This window comes from Paenibacillus sp. FSL H7-0943 (genome assembly GCF_037963265.1).
GTDB lineage: Bacteria > Bacillota > Bacilli > Paenibacillales > Paenibacillaceae > Paenibacillus_AQ > Paenibacillus_AQ odorifer.
In genome coordinates this window covers 4,977,553-4,997,472 of the sequence record NZ_CP150148.1, presented here as the reverse complement: position 1 = coordinate 4,997,472, position 19,920 = coordinate 4,977,553, and the positions used below count along the sequence as shown (strand labels likewise).

Below are 19,920 nucleotides of genomic sequence, written 5' to 3'. Positions count from 1 at the left end.
TTAATGTTTATAATATCTAATATAAAAATGATTTATAGTTAAGGAGGATTACAATTGGCGCGTGTGTTATTTATTAATGGTGGATCAGAGGGACATATTAATCCCACGATTGGCGTTGTGGAAGAGCTTATTTCTCGTGGCGAAGAGGTAGTGTGTTTTTGTATAGAAGCTTATAGAGAACGTATGGAGATGACGGGGGCTACAGTACGAACATTTGACGATCAGAAATTTATACAAGCTTTTATCTCAGGTGGAAGAAATTATGTACTCGAAAGAATCAACGGTCTTTTACTTACGACAGATATAGTTATTCCAAGCGTTCTTGAACAGATCAAAGGGGAGCATTTTGATTACATCATCCATGATTCTATGTTTGGTTGTGGACGTTTGTTAGCTCAAATTCTTAGGCTTCCGGCCATTAGCTCCTGTACTTCTTTTGCGCAGACAAAAGCAGCATTCGATGAAATGTTAGAACAATTTTATACTACAGTTCCTGCAGAAGTAACTAATCCTATAAAGGATAAATTCCAAAGCTTGACGCAAATGGTGAAGGGCAAATATGATGTGGACATCGAATCCCCTTATGAAGTGTTTTGTAATCCTGCCCCACTTACTATCGTTTATACAACTAGGGAGTTTCAACCTGAGGGAGAAGCTTTCGACCCGTCTTATATCTTTGTAGGACCCTCCATCTCTTCACGATTAGCTCCAGAAAACTTCGACCTCATGGCAATTAAGGGGAAAAGTCCAATTTACATTTCACTCGGCACAGTTTTTAACCAAGCCATTGAATTCTATAAACTTTGTATTGAAGCATTGGGGAACACGGAGCACACTATTGTGATGTCAATTGGAGATAAAGTCCAAATCACGGATTTAGGGGAAATTCCGCAAAACTTTTTCGTGAAAAATTATGTTCCACAAACGTATATCCTGCAATACACAAAGTTATTTATTACACATGGTGGAATGAACAGTATCAATGAAGGGCTTTATTACGGGGTTCCGCTAATTGTAATTCCACAAAGTGCGGATCAGCCAATAATTGCGGATCAAGTCGTCCATGTCGGAGCAGGCATTAAGTTACAAATGCAAAGTTTAACTGCAACTCAACTACGAGAAGCAGTAGATCATATATTAAGCGATTTATCTTATAAAAAAGCTGTCTCCAATATCAGTGAATCGTTTCGGAACTCGGGTGGGTATCGACGAGCTGTTGATGAGATTGTTCGGGGAGGGGGAGTCGTATGAACAAAATGGACCGGTTGTTAGCTATAGTGCTTGAACTGCAGCGTAACAAAATGTTGCGGGCGGAGGATTTGGCTGCTACGTTTGAAACGAGCGTAAGAACGATCTATCGGGATATTCAGGCACTGAGTGAAGCGGGCGTTTCCATAATAGGAGCGCCAGGGCAGGGTTACTCCTTAATCGAGGGGTATTTCCTGCCACCCGTTAGTTTCACGCTGGACGAAGCAGTGACATTGCTTATAGGAACTGATTTTATCGAGCAGCGGTTTGATGCACACTATGGTAATAAGGCTAGAAGTTCTAAAGCAAAGATAGAAGCCATCCTGCCGGAAGCTATCCGCAGTGAAGCATCACAGATTCGCAAAAGTTTTCGTTTATTTGCATCCGCAGAAGATATAGCACCCATACAAGAGAAGGCATGTTTGGAAGCCATTCGTGGAGCGATATTGGAGGGAAGGAAAATAAGATTTCGTTATTCCAAAAGAATCGCCGAAGCCGATGGGAACCGTCAAAGTATTCGTACGGTTGCTCCTTATGGACTTGTGCTTCATCACGGGTCATGGGTACTCATCGCCTGGTGTGAATTGCGTCAAGACATCCGTCATTTCCGGTTATCCCGAATGAGGGAGCTTATTAATCTGGAAGATGAATTTATACTGCCAGCAGATTTTCATCTGGAGGTATACCAACCTCCTGATGATCGCAACGTTCATGTGCTTATCTTAGTCCAAGCTGACATAGCCGATAAGGTAAGGGAATCAAATAATTTCTATATGGAAACTATTGAGGAGCATGCGGAGGGGGTACTTGTTACTTTTCGCGTTCGCGAGCCAGGGGAATTGCTGCAATGGGTGCTTGGCTGGGGAGGCGGTATGGTTGTGCTGGAGCCCGAATCTTTCCGTGATCAGGTTAGAAATGAAATAGAAATAATGTTAAAACGCTACTGACATAACGCTGTCAGTAGCGTTTTTGTATACTTGGACCATCAATGACTACAGGAGCTGATATATGATGATTACAACAAAAGAAGTCTTACAACGATTTGAAGAAACTGCGACATACTATATTCAAGAATTGGAGCGATTCAATCTGGAGCAGTTGAAGCAAAAGCCGAGTGAAAACGCCTGGTCCATCGGACAGATGTTTCAGCATCTCATTAACTCGGCGCTGTATATGCAGCTTCGTAATATTGATCAATGCCTTGTGCTAGACCAAGATCCCTTAGTAGCTCATGTGGGGAAAACTGAGGATGGTGCGGCTATATTTGCGCAAGGAAGCTTTCCGCCCATTCGTATTCAGGTTCCGCCTTCCGCCCAATATACGCCGGAGCAGCCGGAGAGCAAAGAACAATTAATTCAAGGGTTACGTACAGTCATTCAAAGAATGAGAGAGATCGAACCCTCTCTTGAAAAAGCGTCCAAACAAAATACCGTATCTCACCCGCGATTCGGTGGACTATGCGCGGAGGAATGGTTCCTACTTATTGAAATGCACTATCGTCATCATCTTCTGCAGCTGGAGCGGTTAAACAAAGAGTTGTTGTTTAATTCCATATTTGCACCTAAAGAAGGGTTCATCAATAACATTCAGGTTGTGAAAGGATCATAAAAAGAGGAACCACGTTCCAATAAAAAGAGTTGGAATGGTCTTAATTTCCTGAATCAAGCGTGGCCTGAACGTGATTCTTATACTCACTAGGATTAACACCAAAGTGTTTTTTGAATAACCGGGTGAAATAAAATTGATCGTGTATACCGATTTGCGTGGAAATTTCTTTAATGTATGGATTCCCTTTAAGTATTAATTCTGCAGCTTTTTCCATTTTCACAGTATTAATGTAGTGAATGATGCTTTGCCCCACTTCTTCTTTGAAGATTCTGGACAGATAGTTCTCACTTAAGTTGACATGCTTGGCAATCAGAGATAAGGTGAGCTTCTTCTGATAATGTGTGTTGATATAGTCAATCGCTTGTTTAACATCTCTATTGTGTGTAGTTACGATCTGTTGCTTTTGATGGGAGAATAGTTGGAACACAAGCTCCATTATAGATAGAACGTCAGTGGTACGTTTACTGCTGGCGATATTTTCTATATAGGTCTTCAAAAGCTTTGGATCCTCGACAATGAGATGGGCATCGCATAAGGGAAGATAATGCAGACAATTTACGATGAACTTTTTGGTTTCAGCAGGATTAATTTGCTTGGATTTACAGATGTCGAGAAATTGCTGAGTTGCTTGATTAACGGCTTCAACCCCTGAAAGCTTCCAGTTCTGAATTAATTGCGTCGAGAAATCATGTACATCCTCGAAGTCCAGCGTATCCTTTAAATGGACATCCTTTGGATCTATAATCGTTATTTCGTTGTAAAATTGGATTTGCAAGGATTCTTTACATCGCTCTAGGGTTCGTTTTGCTTCAGCATATCCCCGTACAGGATCAGAAAAAACAATAGTAGGGGTGATAGAAATATACATTTTGATTAACCGAATGACCCTCTGGATAAAGTCTGTGCGGATAATTTGATGATCGTCTAAGGTATCACAGGAGATTAGAAGCAGCAGCCCATTAGATTCTAGCTGAATAATTTCTAACTGATCTACGGTCTCCAAGATATCCAAGATAATGTTTTCAATAAAGGATACGGAGATGTGATTTTGTCTTTCGTTTTGGGTGGCGTTATTCTGCTCAAAAGTAATGAAGAATAAATAACAGCTGCTTTCACTGAAAGCGAAACTTATAGCATCATGCTGATCAAGCTGCTGCACATCGTAATAAGGATCGGTGAAATAATCTTTTAGCAGCGCATTTTTCACGCTTTTTAAATTGTGCTGTAATAACTGTGTTTGGGTCTCCTGCTGCTGCCTAGATTGAAGCTGCTCTTGAATTAGCTTCGTAGATTTCTCCAGCAAATGGATCAAATCCCCCGTTTTTATACTAATCTTCAGCATATAATCTATAGCCCCAAGCACTAAGGCTTCACGAACTAACTCATACTCCCCGTGGTTGCTCGCCACCAGAATTTTTCCTGCAAACCCTCTGTTATTCAGTTCTTTTATCAGCTGCAGACCATCCATATTAGGCATTTTGAGATCTGTAATGATGATATGGGGATTAAACTTGTCTACAAGTGTTAAGGCTTCAACTCCGTCAGAGGCAGTAGCACAGATCATGTATCCAAGCTCTTCCCATGGAATCATGGTTCTGAGCGCGACTTTAACAATAGGTTCGTCATCCACTAGCATTACATTATACATAGGATACATAGTATCACCCCTTAAGTTCGTATGTTTGTTTAGGGATAATTAGGCGGCAGCAGGTTCCATGACCCATTGAGCTTGTGATGAACAGCCCGTAACTCTCACCGTATTGAAGTTTAATGCGATCGGCCACATTTGAAATTCCGATACCCGACAGATTGTCAGCTTTTTCAGATTTGGTGGTGTCAAACCCTTTTCCGTTATCGATGATCTCAATAATAAGGGTGTATTCATTTTTTGCGTATACCTTAATTTGGATTAGAACTTTTCCTCCTATATCTGTAACTCCATGAAGAATCGCGTTCTCTGCGATCGGCTGCAGGATGAGCTTGGGGATCATGCTCTGTAATAAAGACTCATCCAAGTCATATTCAATGTCAAACCTGTCGGCATAACGTATTTTTTGAATGGCAAAATAATGATCCAGATTGTTCAGCTCCTGCTTGATGGTGATTTGCTCATCTTGATCGATAATGGTACTACGCAGCAATTCAGCTAGTGAGGAGATGCCGTCGCTAAGGACGGGAACCTGGTTAATCATCGCCAGCCATCGTAAGGAGTTAAGTGTATTAAAAAGAAAGTGAGGATTAATCTGCGATTGCAGCATTTGCAATTCGAGCGAACGTCTTCTTTTCAGATCTTTCTTTTGATCCTTCATCAGCTGTTCCATTCTACTGACCATGCTGTTAATTCTATTGGCCAACACGCCCATTTCATCGTTGCTGTGATCTTCAATCCGGCTCGATAGATCACCATAAAAAATTTGATTGCAGAAGACGATGATTTGTTTGATTGGTTTCAGGATGCTTTTATACAATACGATAATAATTAGAATACACACGACTACAATGATGCTGACAACAATAAGTAGTCCAGTGGTGATTTTACTTGTCTCTGAATTGATATAAGAGAAGGGCACGGTAGAAATCATGTACCAGCCTAATTGATTATTGTTAATATAGGAGATTTGCTGCATTTTTCCATTGACCATACCTTGGAAGGAATGGTTTTTCTTTGCCTCTTGTGTCTTGATTTGCTTAAAAAGCTCATCTTTATAATAGGGTTCTCCTAGCGGCGTATCCTTTTGATTCGAGGACATTACTTTTCCCTCCCTATTCATAATAAGGAGACTGGAACCTGTACCTAAATCCACACTGGAAAGAATGACTTTTGAAAATAACTCTCCACCAATAAAAACAAACACATGACCTAAGGGAACGCCAATGTCATCTTGATCAAAAATTTTCCGGCCCAGGACAATGGTATTGTAAGCGCGATAGCTTTTTACATAGTTAAGACTGTCATAAGGGGCATTCAGCTCTACTTGTTTCATAATTTCTTCATATTTAGGATTGGGGATGCCGTCGTAGCCTAATTCATAAATAGGTTGGTTCTTGGCGTCGATGACCCGGACGTTCTGGACATATCCGGGGTAGATGGTTCTATATAAATTGTCCATGGCATGATTAATGGCAGCATTGCTAGGAGCGGGTTCATTTGGTGCTGCCGATAAACGCTCCTGAATAATACTATTGGTAGAAACAGAGCCTGCAAGATATTGATAGTTGTTAAGTTCACTTAACATCGTTCGATTAAGCAGTGTTAAAGCCTGAAATGTGGATTTACTTAATTTATTGTTAATAGATTTGGAGTAAATGGTGTAGGAGTAGAAACCTATAAAGATGATTGGGATCACGGATACGATTAAGAAAATGACGGTTAAGCGATTTTGAATTTTAACCTTGCGCATGATTTGCGGAGGATTAGGAAAATGCAGCTTCCCTTTGCGTCGACTCAGGTGGATGACCTCCCATTCACTATCTTTTACTTACAAGTTAACATAAAAAGAACAATGGAATATATATGCAGCGGCGAAAAGTGAGAATAATCTATGGAATGGATAATATTATCCATTTCGTTAACGGCTAAGTTTACAGGTTATGTGACCCTGATGAATAAGCTTATACGAGCTTGCATTGGAAGATGGATAAGATAATACATAGGTAGGTTTGTATTGTAAATGTAAATATAGCGTAAATCCTTCTATACTTAGATTATTAAAAAAGCGTTTACAAGAACATCTTAAGGAGGGCGTTTATGAAAAAGACTATGAGTACATTATTAGCAGTAATGCTGCTAGGTGTGGGGTTGCTCGGCTGTGGGAACAGCAATAATAAACCTGCTGCCTCGAATGAATCTGATTCAACGAAAGCTGCGGGCACCGCGCAAGCTACAAGTACAACGAACGCCGGGAAGACTAAAGAAGAACCTGCTAAAGATTTTGATAACAAGGAACTTAGCATTGCTGTATTCCAAGGGGGATATGGTGCGGATTATTGGAATGAAATTGTCAGCAAATTCGAAAGTGCTTATCCAGGTGTGAAAGTGAACATGACGATTAATCCTAAAGTTGGTGAAGTAATCCGGCCGCAGATTGTTGCGGGTAATCCTCCCGACTTCCTATCCGTTACAGATACAGAGCAAAGTGGCATCGTGCTTTCACTGATTAAAGAAAAAGGACTGCTAGATATCAGCGATGTATTTGAAAGCAAAGCGCTTGATAAAGAGGAGACGCTTAAGGATATGATTCTACCGGGGATGCTGGACAGTACAAGATTTCAGCCCTATCAAGATGGAAAGACGTACCTCGCACCTTTTAATGCTGGACCGATGGGCTTGATTTACAATAAAACACTGTTCACAGAAAAAGGCTGGAGTGTTCCTGAGACTTGGGAGGAGTTCTTTGCTTTAGGGGATGAGCTGAACAAAGAGGAGAACTATCTGGTTAATGCAGATGGAACCAAAACGAAGCGGGCTTTATTCACTTACCAAGGCATCTATCCGGATTATTTGGAGGAAATTCTCTACCCGGCCATTGCGAGTGCGGGGGGAAAAGAAACGCTGGATAAAGTCTTTGCTTATGAGGAAGGTTCATTTAAGAACGACACGATCAAAAAAGTACTGGATATTTTCTATAAAATCTCTAAAGACGGTTATCTGATGGACGGCACGGTTGCCTTGAACCATACACAGTCGCAGACCGATATGATGATGGGTAAAGCTTTGTTTATCGTAAACGGGAACTGGATGGAAAATGAAATGAAGGATTCACCTAGAGAAAATGGGTTTGAATTTGGGATGACAACAGTACCTGTGTTCAATAAAGGCGATCAGAAGTATGTGCTTTCCAGCTACGAGCAATTCTCCATCCCTGCTAAGGCCAAAAATCCTGAGCTCGCTAAGGAATTCTTAAAGTTCCTGTATACCGATGAGTCTGTAAAACTATTTGCGGAAAAAGCGAATGGGGCGTATGCGCTTAACGATGCGAAGGAGCTGTCTAAGCCATTTTTGACTAAAGGTGTCTATGACATGTTCGAGGCTTATAATGGTTCCATTTCTATTCTACAGGGCTGGCAATCGTTACCGAAGGGTTCCAAGGTTAGTGTAGTCACTGAAATGTTCAAGAATACGGTCACACCAGTGATGACAGGCCAAATGACCACAGATCAATGGATGGATAATGTGGAAAAAGCTTTTGCACAGATTCGTAAAGAGAAAGCGGCTAGTAAATAATCTATAGTATCTCATGCAAATGCATCCTGTTAAGAATGGATAAGGTTATCTATGAACGGGATGCATTTTGTATGAAGAGGAGTGAGAAAGATGTCTGAAATGCAGCTGGCAGAAGTAGCTCCTAGACAGAGGAAATCAAAGATTAGGACAGCGAAAACCAGAAATCCTAAGCTATTCATAGCGGTATGCACGATTCCAACGCTCCTGTTAACCCTCGTATTTATGATTATTCCAACCTTTCGGGCATTTTTTATGTCTTTTACGGATGCTACTGGGATGAGTGATGAGAACAAGTTTATCTTTTTGGATAACTATAAATATATGTTTCAAGATGAGATGTTCCTCAAAGCTCTGAGTAATACATTTAAACTGATGCTGGTCGTGCCAGTGATTACGTTGATTTTTGGGCTGGTGCTCGCTTTTCTATTAACGCAGACGAAGCTGAAGGAAAGAGGATTTTACCGAACCGTATTTTTCTTTCCTAGTATCATCTCTTTGACGGTAGTCGGAATTATCTGGTCCTTTGTGTTTCATCCCAATATGGGCATTTTGAATAATATTCTGGGGAGCATCGGATTAGATCAACTGAGCAGACCCTGGCTTGGAGATAGCCGAACAGCATTGTGGTGTGTAGCCGTTACACTGATCTGGCAAGCGGTTGGTTATTATATGGTCATGTATATCGCTGCGATTGATGGGATTTCTGCGGATGTGTTTGAATCGGCGACTATTGATGGTGCGGGATATTTCCGGAAGCTTACCAGTATTACGATCCCTCTGCTAAAAGATATTATTGGCATTACGTTTGTGTTGTCTCTGGCAGGTACGATCAATTTAAGTTTTATAGTTGTAACTGTAATGACTGGCGGTGGTCCGGCAGGTGGAACTACTGTTTTACTCCACTACATGTACACGCAGGCCTTCCAGAATGCGAACTTTGGTTATGCCATGGCTATAGCTATATTTACGCTGGTGTTCGCCTTTGTGCTTTCTTTTCTGTCCAGACTACTTACAAATCGAGCAGAAGGGTAGGGGAGAAGGATGACGAGCAATCAACAGAGTCTTCTAAAAATGAATATTGCCCACTGGATTACCCGGCTGTTTCTGATTGTAGCCACCATTGTTTTGTTATATCCGTTTGTATGGAATCTCTTAGCTTCATTTAAAAGCAATACGGAATTTCTGACCGACCCCTTCTCCTTTCCACAAGCCTTACACTTTGATAACTATGTACGTGCTTTTCAGAAATCCAAGATGGGGAGTTATTTCCTGAACTCTATCTTTCTTGTGGTGTTATCCACGGCGATTCTAGTTATTTTTGTGGTTCCTATGGCTTACGTCTTAACGAGATTTAAGTTTTGGGGCTCCAAACTAATCCTTAACCTTTATATGGCCTGTATCTTTCTGCAAGCCTCCTACATTATGGTTCCTTTATTTCTGCAGGTGAATTCATTCGGGATGTTGGACAATCGCGGGATGCTCAGTTTAATCTATGCTGTTCTGCAGTTTCCCTTTGCCATCTTTGTATTAAGTGGATTTCTGAGGTCCGTCCCTAGAGATTATGAAGAAGCCGCTAAGATTGACGGTTGTGGCAACACGGGAGTGCTCGTCAGAATTGTTGCGCCGCTTGCTAAACCGGGCATTGTGACGGTCTGTATGCTGGCAGCTATGGGCTTTTGGAATGAGTATCCGCTGGCATTGGTCTTAATTCAAAGTGATAGCAAAAAAACATTGCCAGTAGGTTTAGCCAATCTTTTTGAGGTTCAACGTTATGCTACTGATTGGAGTGCACTTTTTGCCGCGCTGATCCTAGTGCTGATTCCAACGATTCTTTTATATGTGATAGGACAAAAGCAATTGCTCCAAGGAATAAGCGCAGGCGGAATTAAGGGCTGAACAACAAAGATATGGAGGGAAGTTACGTGGACAAAGGAAGATTTACACTGCCTGGTGAAACAGGGATGGAAGAGGTCATAGCCGATCTCGTCGAAAGATGGGGTGTAGATGCCGTACGTGACAGTGATGGCACGAATCTATCGCAGGACATTCTCGATATGGGTCTGCAAATTTATTCAACGCTTTGTCTTGTCCGTGAGGACAATGAGTGGGCGAAGCAGCATCCGCAATATAGACAGCAGATTTATCTGATGTCTGCTCCAGTAATAGTAACTTCAAAGGTGAAGGCCATCGATATTATGGCTGATTATTTTGCCAATCAATTTATTCCTAACACAGATGTGGATATAAAAAAATATTGGCAGGTTGTAAACCGGACTACAGGAGAAGTATTACCTTCTGAATGTTGGAGTTACGCAGAGGGAATTGTCACACTTGAACAGGCGGTACAATTTCACAAGTATACGGTCAGTTTCTTGGCCTACCAGAAATGGGAGCCGGTCTCCATGTACAATCACATCACGAATGATTGGGATGAGGAGCATCGTTTACCGTTGGATGTTCGTTACCCCGAGGCTCAAGGGCATGTTTTGAAGGTGCTGGTGGATTGGCTAAAGAAACATCCCAAGACTGATATCGTACGTTTTACGACCTTCTTTTATAATTTTGATTTGATATTTAACAAGGAAGGTAAGGAGAAACAGGTGAATTGGTTTGGCTATCTGAGTTGTGTAAGTCCACTTGCGTTAGAGCAATTCGAACAAGCTTATGGGTACCGATTGACTGCAGAAGATTTTGTGGATGAGGGGCGATATAACACACCATTTAAGAACCCGACCCAAAGATATCTGGACTGGATGGACTTCAATCAGAAATTCATCGCAGGTTATGCTAAACAATGTGTAGAAATGGTGCATGATTTCGGGAAGAAAGCGATTATGTTTTTTGGGGATCACTGGGCTGGTACAGAGCCTTATGGAAAATATTTTCCGGAGATCGGGCTCGACGCAGTGGTAGGGGCAGCAGGAGATGGCGTTACAACCCGTATGATTGCGGATATACCTATTAAGGATACCGAGGCACGTTTCTATCCTTATTTCTTTCCTGATGTCTTTTTTGAAGGGGGAGACCCTGTCGGAGAGTCCATGCCGATCTGGATCAAATGCCGGCGTGCGCTCATGCGTAAACCAGTTGGCAGGATGGGGTATGGCGGATATTTAAGTCTAGCGCATCAATTTCCGGATTTTATAGATCATGTGACAGAAATTGCGACGCAGTTCAAAGGGATTCATGCCAATGCAGAAGGGACACAGCCTTTTAAAGCTCCTTTTAAAGTGGCGGTTCTGAATACTTGGGGCTCCCTTCGAAGCTGGCAGACACATCAAGTGGCTCATTCATTATGGAATCAAAGATGTTACTCCTACATAGGGGCATTAGAGTCATTGGCGGGCTTGCCGTTCGACATTGAGTTTATAAGCTTTGATGACATCAGGTTAAGTGGGATTGATCCTAGTATCGGTGTGATTATTAACGCGGGTGATGTACACACCTCTTGGAGCGGTGGAGATCAATGGAGCGATCCGCAAGTTGTGGCAACACTTCGTGAGTGGGTGGAGCAAGGGGGCGGTTTTATTGGGATTGGTGATCCATCAGCTTATGAACATCAAGGGGTTCTTTTTCAACTAGCGGATATTCTAGGTGTTCAGAAGGAAATTGGATTTACAGCAAGCATCAATAAGCCCAAGGTAACGCCTGTGCAGGGTCATTTCATAACGGAAGATCTGGAAGGTGAGATTAATTATGGTGAAGGGATGACCATGATTTATCAAGCGGAGGCCGGAGCAGAAATATTGGACGTGCACCAAGGCAGCTGCAATCTTGCCGTGAACTCATTTGGTCAGGGGCGGGGCGTTTATATCGCGGGGCTTCCCTATAGTATTCAGAATACCAGACTACTCAGCCGAGCGATCTTTTGGGCCGCACATCAAGAGGAGCAATTGTATTCATGGTTCTCAGTGAATCCGAATGTTGAATGTCACGCGTATCCTGAGACGGGTCGATATTGTGCCGTAAATAACACTTCCGAGATCCAAAAGACGACGATCCTGATGGATAACGCCGTGATCCAAGAAATAGAGTTGGGTGGGATGGAAAGTGTGTGGTTTCAATTTGAGATCATACATTAAGAGTCAGCCGTAACTACGGCGAATAATTAGACTTCCGGCTGCTGTTATCTCCAACTTTCCTGAATTGTACTGCTTCGATAGAGTGATTGGGGAATTTCTCCCTGAAATTCCGGGATATTTGGTCATCAGACTAATAATCAGGGAAAACCTCCCCAAAGTTTAGCTGATTCGTTAGCAATTATAGTTATTCCTCTTATTATTAGGGAGGAATTCCCTGATTTCGTTCATTTAGAGCGAATATTGGCTATTTTCAGGGAGTTTTTTCCTAATTAGTTTTAGAGCCGTCCCCGCATACTGCATTAACGCAGAAAACACGAACGTTCGCCGCCTCCTTCTTCGATTTTTCAGGGAAGGGGGCTTTTGCCTTTTTGAATCATAAGGAAGAATCCATCACCCTCAATGTTTTTGGGAGTTTTTCTTACTTGGACTGAGATATCTTGAGTTTTCCGTATCTAGAGTATCCGGGACATTTTGCGATAAGCCCGCGGAGAAATTCCCTCATTCGCAGTAAATACCCTGCTGAAATAATGGATATCAGGATAACCAACCTTATCCCCGACCTGTTCAATCGGCCAATCCGTTTCGCGCAGCAGCTTGCGTGCTTCTCGATGCCGGATGGAACGGAGATATTCACCAGGAGGCATGCCAGCCACCTCACGAAATAACTTGGAGAAATGGTCTTCATGCATATTCATGGCACCAGCCATGGATTTATTGCTCCAGCGGTCTGCTAGCTTTGAATCCATCTCATCGATTAAAGCTCTGATCCGCCCGGTATGAACGGAAGATTTGGCTGTATTCCGGGAGCTTTGTGTTCGGAGCAGCGAGGTTAGAACGCCGAGCAGTAACCCCCGACAGACCCATTCATAACCGGCAGGCCGCATCGTAAATTCATGCACGAGCTGTTCCATCGCATGGATACATTCGGGTGGCGGGGTATAAATGGGCTCCTGTGACAATGGCATAAAAGGAGCGGTCACAGCTTCCAAGGCAAACTTCTCGTCCATAACCTCCTCCTCATTGACCAGCATGTCTTCATCGCTTGTAATAATCGATTCCCCAAAAAAATCAAAATGGATCCCAATGAGTTTGGTTTCCGAATCTGAGACAATCGCATTTTGATGATATACCCCGGAAGAAAGAAATATCAGTTGTCCTGAATTCAGGATATATTCCTCCGTATCCATCTTTGTTGATAATTTCCCCTGGCGAACGTATAGCAGCTCGAAATCATACAATCTTCTTCTTGGAAAGAGGCAAGGTGAGAGGGTTTGGAATTGTGCGTAGTGAATGCCAGGTGACCACTCCCGGGAGGGGACCTGTTTTCTCAGGGGATAACGGGGTTCTTTTTCAGCCACGAATAAACCTCCCATACAGTATAAAATGAATTTTTAAATAGACCGGAATCGTGCAACAAATCTCTTGTTCACCTAAATAAATTCAACTTACAATCTATTATAATATAAATAAATCAAGGATATAAGCGCACTTAGGGAAAAATCTTAAAAAACGGAAAATAACAAATTTGAGGAGGATTCAGATGAAAAAGGGAATAAACATTTGGTCGTTTCGCGAAGGTACGGAGATCGAAGAATGTGCACGTCTGGCTAAAGCGGCAGGTTTCGACGGAATTGAGTTATCTTTGAATGAATCGGGTGAACTTGGCCTGCAAACCACTGAGAAAGAAGCTATTAAGATCAAAAATTCCATTCAGGAGATGGGATTAGAAATTGCAGGACTGGCGACAGGACTATATTGGTCATATGCCATGACAAGTGAATCCGCGGCGAACCGGACGAAGGCTATCGATGTATGTAAAAAACAATTGGAGCTGGCAGCAACACTTGGCGTAGATACGATTCTTGTCATTCCTGGTGCGGTTGGTGTGGATTTTATTGAGGGCTGTGAAATAGTCGATTATGAAAAAGCTTATGATCGAGCCTTGAAGGCGATCAGTGATCTAGCTCAGGATGCAAAAATGGCGGGTGTTTCTATTGGGATTGAAAATGTGTGGAATAAATTCCTGCTGTCTCCGCTCGAATTACGTTCTTTTATAGATGCTGTAGGCTCCAATTATGTAGGTTCCTATCTGGATGTAGGGAATATCGTTCATTCTGGTTATCCAGAGCAGTGGATACGGATTCTAGGCCATAGAATCAAGAAGGTGCATTTCAAAGATTACCGCCGGGCAGCCGGAGGACTTCATGGATTTGTTGATCTACTTGCTGGGGATGTGGATTATCCTGCTGTTATGGAAGCACTGCAAGAGATCGGCTACAGCAATTATGTTACTGGAGAAATGATACCGCCATATACGCATTATTCGGAGCAAATCATTTTTAATACTTCTGCAGCGATGGATGCTATTTTAGGACGCACTAGTTACTAAGTTTAAGAGAGGTGAAGGCTGTGCTCAGAGTGGGGCTGGTGGGTTTTGGATTTATGGGCCGAATGAACTTTGATCAGTATGTTCAATTGCAGGAAGACGGCCATCCGATTTCTCTGGTTGCCATTTGTGACCCGCAGATTAAAGTCCTTAAACATACTAAATCCGCGGGGAATATGAACACAGCCCACGAGGTATATGATTTATCCCCTTACAGCCTTTATGAGAATTTGGAGCATATGCTCGAAAAAGAAGAACTAGATGCTATTAGCCTTGCAGTACCTACGTACTTGCATGCTGAAATGACTTGTTCGCTGCTGGAACGAGGGTATCATGTGTTCTGTGAAAAGCCGATGGCGAGACATTCCGCAGAAGCTTGGAAGATGGTAGCGGCGGCGCAAAGCAGCGGAAAAAAATTACTGATTGGTCATTGTCTTCGCTTCTGGCCGGGATATGAATATTTGAAGGGGGTTATAGCTAGCGGTGAGTTCGGTGAAGTGACAGAGGCTTATTTTTACCGGGGTTCCGGTGCTCCTAAAGGGTGGTTGGTCAATGATGAGCTAAGTGGCGGCTGTATGCTGGATATGCATGTACACGATACGGACATCATCCATCACTTGTTTGGGAAACCAGATAAAGTATCAACGCTTGGGCGGAAGGTTTTACCGGGAAGTGGCTATGATATCGTCTCCACTCATTATTTTTATCAGGATGGAAAAGTGGTCAATGCCCAAGCGGACTGGACACTGGAAGGCGACTTTGGTTTTTACATGGGCTATCGGATTAATTTTGAACGGGGAAATGTAGTCTTTGATGGCGCGGAAGTTAAGGTAAATCCTAATCGTCAACCGGGGTTCATTGCGAAGCTTTCTTCGCATACCGGATATTACAGAGAGTTGGTATATTTCTTGAAAATCATCCAGAACGATGAGCCAGTGACCCTATGTATGCCCGAAAGTGCTGCCCAGTCCATAGAAATCATTGAGGCTGAAATCCAATCGGCTGATCAGGAAGGGGCCTGGATACGGATACGTTAAGTAACATACTTTTAGTAAAGGAGACTTCACGATGTTGAAAATAGGCTTGATCGGCTTTGGATTTATGGGCCGGATGCATTTTGATAATTATGTGCGCTTAACGGAAGAGGGGCAGCCCATTGCCCTTAAAGCCATCTGTGATTTGCGAATTGAGGAATTAAAGGATGGAAAAGCAGGCGGGAATATGAGCACTGCCCAGGAAGTCTATGATTTGTCAGCTTACAATCTATACGATGATCTGGAGAAAATGATAGCCAGTGAGGAACTGGATATGATCGACATTGCGGTTCCTACTTATCTGCATGCGGAAATGACTTGTTCGCTGCTGGAACGTGGATATCATGTTTTTTGTGAGAAACCGATGGCCAGAACTTCCGTACAAGCGCTGGAGATGGTGGAAACGGCAGCCCGCTGTGGGAAAAAACTGATGATCGGACATTGCCTCCGTTTTTGGCCGGGGTATGAATATTTAAAAGAAGTGATAGAGAGCGGGCAGTTCGGTCAGGTCACGGAAGGGTATTTTTACAGGGGTTCTGGTGCTCCTAAGGATTGGTTTCTTGATGAGACACTAAGCGGTGGAGGCATTATGGATATGCATATTCACGATACGGATATGATTAACTATCTGTTCGGCAGACCGGATAAAGTATCATCCTTAGGACGTAATGTCCTTCCGGGTAGCGGATATGATATCGCATCGACTCACTATTTTTATAAGGATGCAAAAGTAATTAATGCTCAGGTGGATTGGACGCTGGAAGGTGATTTTGGTTTTTACATGGGGTACCGGGTTAATTTTGAACGTGGAAATATAGTGTTTGATGGCAGCGAGGTCAAGGTCAATCCGAATGACGGGGCAGGCTATTTAGCGGAACTTTCACCGGATGTTGGCTACTATAGAGAGCTTGTATATTTTCTGGATGTTATTATCCAGGATAAGCCTATCATTATTTGTACGCCAGAGAGTACAGCGGAGTCTTTAAGAATCGTGGAAGCAGAAATGAAGTCAGCGGATGCTGAAGGCGAATGGATTGTGCTAGATTAGTTGTGTGTAGAGTGAATAAGGACGTGAGCTGGAAGAGGATCATTCACAATGACCTTTTTCCAGTTCACGTCCTTTTGTCATCGCTGAAATTTGGTGTTGTCTCTTGCATAATGGGATACTGATCCGTCATATCTTCTCAGCCGTACTTGTTCGTCAGAGAACAGTTCAACAATTCCTGAAGCAACCTCTGAATACATTCCATCAGGATCAAGCTGTAGCGCAGAAATATAGGTTTGGGATAAGGCAGCTATAAAAAAATCAATATTTTTCACTAGTGTTTGTGGCATGTTATTCCCTCCGGTGACATCTTGTACATGATGATATTTTAACCATAGGAGTTATTTTACCATGATTTATCGTTGAGTTTTAGGAAGAATTCTTTGGTAAAAGTCGAAAATATGAGAAATTTGGTTGAAATTGTATTTAAGATCGTCTTTAATGAAACGAAGAGGGTAATTTTACCACTCTAAATAAATTAAGGGGATTACATAATGAAAGACTATGAAGTGCTGGAAATTAACAAAAAGAGTTTTTTTAAAACAACTATCTATTTTATGATCATTCCTACATTGCTATTGTTTATAGTAGGTCTAGGGATGGTGGTGGTCGGGCTTATCATTAAAGAGACGTTTATTGTTGTTATGGGTATCCCTTATTTGATTATGCCGGTTATTTTGATACTCATTTATGGATTGGTGGGTATGCTGGTAGCGCTGGTATATAACAAGCTGGCGAAGAGATTCGGAGGACTAGAACTGAAAATAGTGGAGAAAACCCCTCCGGTTGAAGCAAACTATTTACCATAACCAGAAGTTATTAAAGGGCAGGTATTGCGATGATTTCGCTACCTGTCCTTTTTTATTTTAATTTGAAAAGAAACCGGGGAATGGATATGATTTGGATAATGAAAGGATGATTGCCAGATGACAGAACCGACACAAAGAGCCAAGGAGCTGTACATTCAGTTTTTGGGTCATTTTTTAAATATGCATAAAGCAGGAGTACTTAAGGAGTACAAAAGTTTTGAAATTCCAAGAGAAGTGGAGCTGGAATGGCTGCAGGAATGGGCTATGGAGCACGTCAAGCAGTTGTCGATACGGGACTGGGATGCGATTACGATACTGGAATCCATCTCGCGGAATTATCAGGATAGCTGGATTGTGGAAAAAGTGGCTTCTTTTGCTTCGCGGAATATTATGAGCGCCGATAGTTTGGTTAGACTGATTTATGCGGAAAAAATGCTTGAAATCATTCGTTCTCATAACCAAGTGATCACAAAAAAACTGTTATTTCAAGGCTGTAAGGTTGCTGTGCAAATTCTCGAGGATGTAATCTCACAGCCGCTGGTCATTGATCCTGGACACGAACTTAAAGAACATAATCTTAAAGATAAGCGCGCGTTAAACAGTCGAGCCCAACAAGGGATTGAAGAGGTAAAGGTACTTATTAATTCTTAGCTGCCAAAGTTGACATACTGTTGTCAAATTGGGTGTGCTACGATTTCCTGACAGAATCAAGTCTGCTGATCTAAAGAAGAAAATGAGGGATTATCGAATGGCTGAACCTTTAAAAGCAATGTACAATGAACAATTTCTGCGTGAGTTCGGCGAAAAGATTCGTGGCGTACATAATGTCTTCGAGACTGAGGCATTTGTAAGCTCAGCCATGACTGAACCGTGGGAAACGCTTGAGCTGAAGGCAAGAATGCGGCGGATCACCGAGACGTTGGGCAGCCACTTAAAGCTTCCTTATGAGGAAGCGCTGGCTATCCTATTCGCCATTGCTGACGATTGTGTAGGATTTCCTTATTTGATTTTTCCGGATTTTGTTGAGGTATATGGTCAGGGAGACGATCATTGGGAATTGTCTATGCAGGCGCTGGAAAGATTCACAGCGAAATCATCGGCTGAATTTGCAGTTAGGCCGTTTCTCTTACGGGAACCAGAGCGGATGATGGCTCAAATGCTGGTATGGGCGGAGCACCCTGATGAGCATGTACGTAGGCTGGCTAGTGAGGGCTGTCGGCCTCGTCTGCCTTGGGGACAGGCGCTTCCCATGTTCAAGCTTGACCCAGCTCCGGTATTACCTGTACTTGAGCAGCTTAAGGCGGATACATCCCTGTATGTGCGTAAAAGTGTCGCTAATCATTTGAATGATATTGCGAAGGATCATCCGGAAGTGGTGCTCGATACCGCTCGGCGCTGGAAGGGAACACATCCCGATACAGACTGGATTGTGCGGCACGGCTGCCGTTCTTTGATTCGTAAAGCTGAGCCAGAGATTATGGCTTTATTCGGATACGCAGAGCAGACAGACGAAGCTGCTCCACTTATAACGAGTGCCTTCATTCTATTGGAACCTTCAATCCTGACCATTGGCGAAAGCTCTGAATTACAGTATAAGCTTCAAGTTCGTGAGGGAGCTCCGGCACGGATTCGGATTGAATACGGAATCTATTTCGTCAAAGCGGCAGGTCGAACCTCCCGTAAATCTTTTTTGTTATCGGATAAGACCGTACCTGGAGGTACAATTCTGTCAGGTAAACGGACACATCGTTGGGCTGATTTAACAACTCGGCGTCATTATCCAGGAGAGCACCGGATTGTGCTGCTGGTAAATGGGCGAGAAGTGGCGGAAGTGGCGTTAGAACTTAAAGGGAGTGCTAATATATGAAAAAAGAAGTTTTGATGTTTCTATCCAATGGCTACGCTGATTGGGAAAGCGGATATATTAGTGCCGAACTAAATAAGCAGGAAAGTGAATATAAAGTAAGAACAGTTGCTCTAACTAGCGACAATGTCAAATCTATGGGTGGATTTACTGTTGTACCTGACTATACTTTAGACAGTTTACCTGCTCAGTATGAAATGTTGATTTTAATCGGGGGCACAGGCTGGAAAGATAATTCAGCTATTACTCCAGTGATTGAAAAATGTCTGCAGGAGAGTGTACCTATAGCCGCTATATGTGATGCTACAACTTTTTTGGCTGAACATGGCTATTTAGACAACATACCGCATACCGGAAATTCATTGGATTATTTAAAACAAAATGCTCCTAATTATAAAGGAGAAGCAAATTATATAGAAAAACAGGCAGTTTCGAGTGAATATATTATTACAGCTAATGGCACAGCTTCTTTAGAATTTGCAAGGGAAGTTATGAAGAAGTTAGAGGGTTTCCCAATCGAAACCGTCGAGGGATGGTACAACTTTTTCAAAGATGGTTTTTATCAAGAATAAGGGTGTATATAAAAAAGGTGGTCTCAAGTCTTAACGACTTGAGATCAC

General features: G+C 42.5%; 18 protein-coding genes. 14 read left to right on the top strand and 4 right to left on the bottom strand.

What is annotated here, in order from left to right; all coding sequences use genetic code 11:
• Window positions 1-54: 54 nt before the first annotated feature.
• The 3 genes from NSQ55_RS21970 (at window position 55) to NSQ55_RS21960 (ending at window position 2,856) form a co-directional block, all read left to right on the top strand.
• Window positions 55-1,251 (top strand): macrolide family glycosyltransferase, encoded by a 1,197-nt coding sequence (locus NSQ55_RS21970; protein WP_339169103.1) that lies wholly within the window; start codon window positions 55-57, stop codon window positions 1,249-1,251.
• Window positions 1,248-2,195 carry a YafY family protein gene (locus NSQ55_RS21965; protein WP_076130229.1) on the top strand — a complete coding sequence of 316 codons (948 nt, stop codon included), beginning with the start codon at window positions 1,248-1,250 and terminating at the stop codon, window positions 2,193-2,195. Before NSQ55_RS21970 ends, NSQ55_RS21965 begins: the two co-directional genes overlap by 4 nt.
• Before the next feature lie 67 nt (window positions 2,196-2,262).
• On the top strand, window positions 2,263-2,856 hold the full coding sequence (locus NSQ55_RS21960) for a DinB family protein (protein ID WP_076130254.1): 594 nt from the start codon (window positions 2,263-2,265) through the stop codon (window positions 2,854-2,856).
• Window positions 2,857-2,896: 40 nt separating this feature from the next.
• On the opposite strand, the gene NSQ55_RS21955 is transcribed toward NSQ55_RS21960, so the two are convergent.
• Together NSQ55_RS21955 and NSQ55_RS21950 are read right to left on the bottom strand one after the other, a co-directional pair.
• Window positions 2,897-4,513 carry a response regulator gene (locus NSQ55_RS21955; RefSeq protein WP_339169100.1) on the bottom strand — a complete coding sequence of 539 codons (1,617 nt, stop codon included), beginning with the start codon at window positions 4,511-4,513 and terminating at the stop codon, window positions 2,897-2,899.
• A gap of 4 nt (window positions 4,514-4,517) precedes the next feature.
• Window positions 4,518-6,257 (bottom strand): sensor histidine kinase, encoded by a 1,740-nt coding sequence (locus NSQ55_RS21950; RefSeq protein WP_076104348.1) that lies wholly within the window; start codon window positions 6,255-6,257, stop codon window positions 4,518-4,520.
• Between the two features lie 347 nt (window positions 6,258-6,604).
• Here NSQ55_RS21950 and NSQ55_RS21945 point away from each other — a divergent pair, with 347 nt between their 5' ends.
• The 4 genes from NSQ55_RS21945 (at window position 6,605) to gnpA (ending at window position 12,162) form a co-directional block, all read left to right on the top strand.
• The gene (locus tag NSQ55_RS21945) at window positions 6,605-8,080 is read left to right on the top strand and encodes a carbohydrate ABC transporter substrate-binding protein (protein WP_076302696.1); all 1,476 of its coding nucleotides are present in this window, start codon (window positions 6,605-6,607) and stop codon (window positions 8,078-8,080) included.
• A gap of 90 nt (window positions 8,081-8,170) precedes the next feature.
• Window positions 8,171-9,112, top strand: coding sequence for a sugar ABC transporter permease (locus NSQ55_RS21940; RefSeq protein ID WP_244886367.1), 942 nt, complete (start codon window positions 8,171-8,173; stop codon window positions 9,110-9,112).
• A 9-nt stretch (window positions 9,113-9,121) separates the two neighbouring features.
• The gene (locus tag NSQ55_RS21935) at window positions 9,122-9,976 is read left to right on the top strand and encodes a carbohydrate ABC transporter permease (RefSeq protein ID WP_076279197.1); all 855 of its coding nucleotides are present in this window, start codon (window positions 9,122-9,124) and stop codon (window positions 9,974-9,976) included.
• A gap of 26 nt (window positions 9,977-10,002) precedes the next feature.
• Entirely contained in the window at window positions 10,003-12,162 is a 2,160-nt protein-coding gene (gene gnpA / locus NSQ55_RS21930; protein WP_339169094.1) for a 1,3-beta-galactosyl-N-acetylhexosamine phosphorylase, read from the top strand.
• 452 nt (window positions 12,163-12,614) lie between these two features.
• Here gnpA and NSQ55_RS21925 read toward each other — a convergent pair whose 3' ends face one another.
• Window positions 12,615-13,520 carry an AraC family transcriptional regulator gene (locus NSQ55_RS21925; RefSeq protein ID WP_076184211.1) on the bottom strand — a complete coding sequence of 302 codons (906 nt, stop codon included), beginning with the start codon at window positions 13,518-13,520 and terminating at the stop codon, window positions 12,615-12,617.
• A 182-nt stretch (window positions 13,521-13,702) separates the two neighbouring features.
• Here NSQ55_RS21925 and NSQ55_RS21920 point away from each other — a divergent pair, with 182 nt between their 5' ends.
• The 3 genes from NSQ55_RS21920 to NSQ55_RS21910 are packed head-to-tail and all read left to right on the top strand — an operon-like array spanning window position 13,703 to window position 16,630.
• Window positions 13,703-14,551, top strand: a complete 849-nt coding sequence (locus NSQ55_RS21920; RefSeq protein WP_076130236.1) for a sugar phosphate isomerase/epimerase family protein — start codon at window positions 13,703-13,705, stop codon at window positions 14,549-14,551.
• A gap of 20 nt (window positions 14,552-14,571) precedes the next feature.
• On the top strand, window positions 14,572-15,585 hold the full coding sequence (locus NSQ55_RS21915) for a Gfo/Idh/MocA family oxidoreductase (protein ID WP_076308955.1): 1,014 nt from the start codon (window positions 14,572-14,574) through the stop codon (window positions 15,583-15,585).
• 31 nt (window positions 15,586-15,616) lie between these two features.
• The gene (locus NSQ55_RS21910) at window positions 15,617-16,630 is read left to right on the top strand and encodes a Gfo/Idh/MocA family oxidoreductase (RefSeq protein ID WP_076217948.1); all 1,014 of its coding nucleotides are present in this window, start codon (window positions 15,617-15,619) and stop codon (window positions 16,628-16,630) included.
• A gap of 77 nt (window positions 16,631-16,707) precedes the next feature.
• On the opposite strand, the gene NSQ55_RS21905 is transcribed toward NSQ55_RS21910, so the two are convergent.
• On the bottom strand, window positions 16,708-16,917 hold the full coding sequence (locus NSQ55_RS21905) for a hypothetical protein (protein ID WP_036683023.1): 210 nt from the start codon (window positions 16,915-16,917) through the stop codon (window positions 16,708-16,710).
• Between the two features lie 204 nt (window positions 16,918-17,121).
• On the opposite strand from NSQ55_RS21905, the gene NSQ55_RS21900 reads away from it, so the two are divergent.
• The 4 genes from NSQ55_RS21900 (at window position 17,122) to NSQ55_RS21885 (ending at window position 19,872) form a co-directional block, all read left to right on the top strand.
• Window positions 17,122-17,436, top strand: coding sequence for a hypothetical protein (locus NSQ55_RS21900; protein WP_076130239.1), 315 nt, complete (start codon window positions 17,122-17,124; stop codon window positions 17,434-17,436).
• A gap of 117 nt (window positions 17,437-17,553) precedes the next feature.
• The gene (locus tag NSQ55_RS21895) at window positions 17,554-18,087 is read left to right on the top strand and encodes a hypothetical protein (protein WP_339169089.1); all 534 of its coding nucleotides are present in this window, start codon (window positions 17,554-17,556) and stop codon (window positions 18,085-18,087) included.
• Window positions 18,088-18,184: 97 nt separating this feature from the next.
• Window positions 18,185-19,303 carry a hypothetical protein gene (locus NSQ55_RS21890; protein ID WP_076130241.1) on the top strand — a complete coding sequence of 373 codons (1,119 nt, stop codon included), beginning with the start codon at window positions 18,185-18,187 and terminating at the stop codon, window positions 19,301-19,303.
• Window positions 19,300-19,872 (top strand): type 1 glutamine amidotransferase family protein, encoded by a 573-nt coding sequence (locus NSQ55_RS21885; RefSeq protein ID WP_076184206.1) that lies wholly within the window; start codon window positions 19,300-19,302, stop codon window positions 19,870-19,872. The genes NSQ55_RS21890 and NSQ55_RS21885 overlap by 4 nt, the downstream gene beginning before the upstream one ends.
• The last annotated feature ends 48 nt before the right edge of the window (window positions 19,873-19,920 follow it).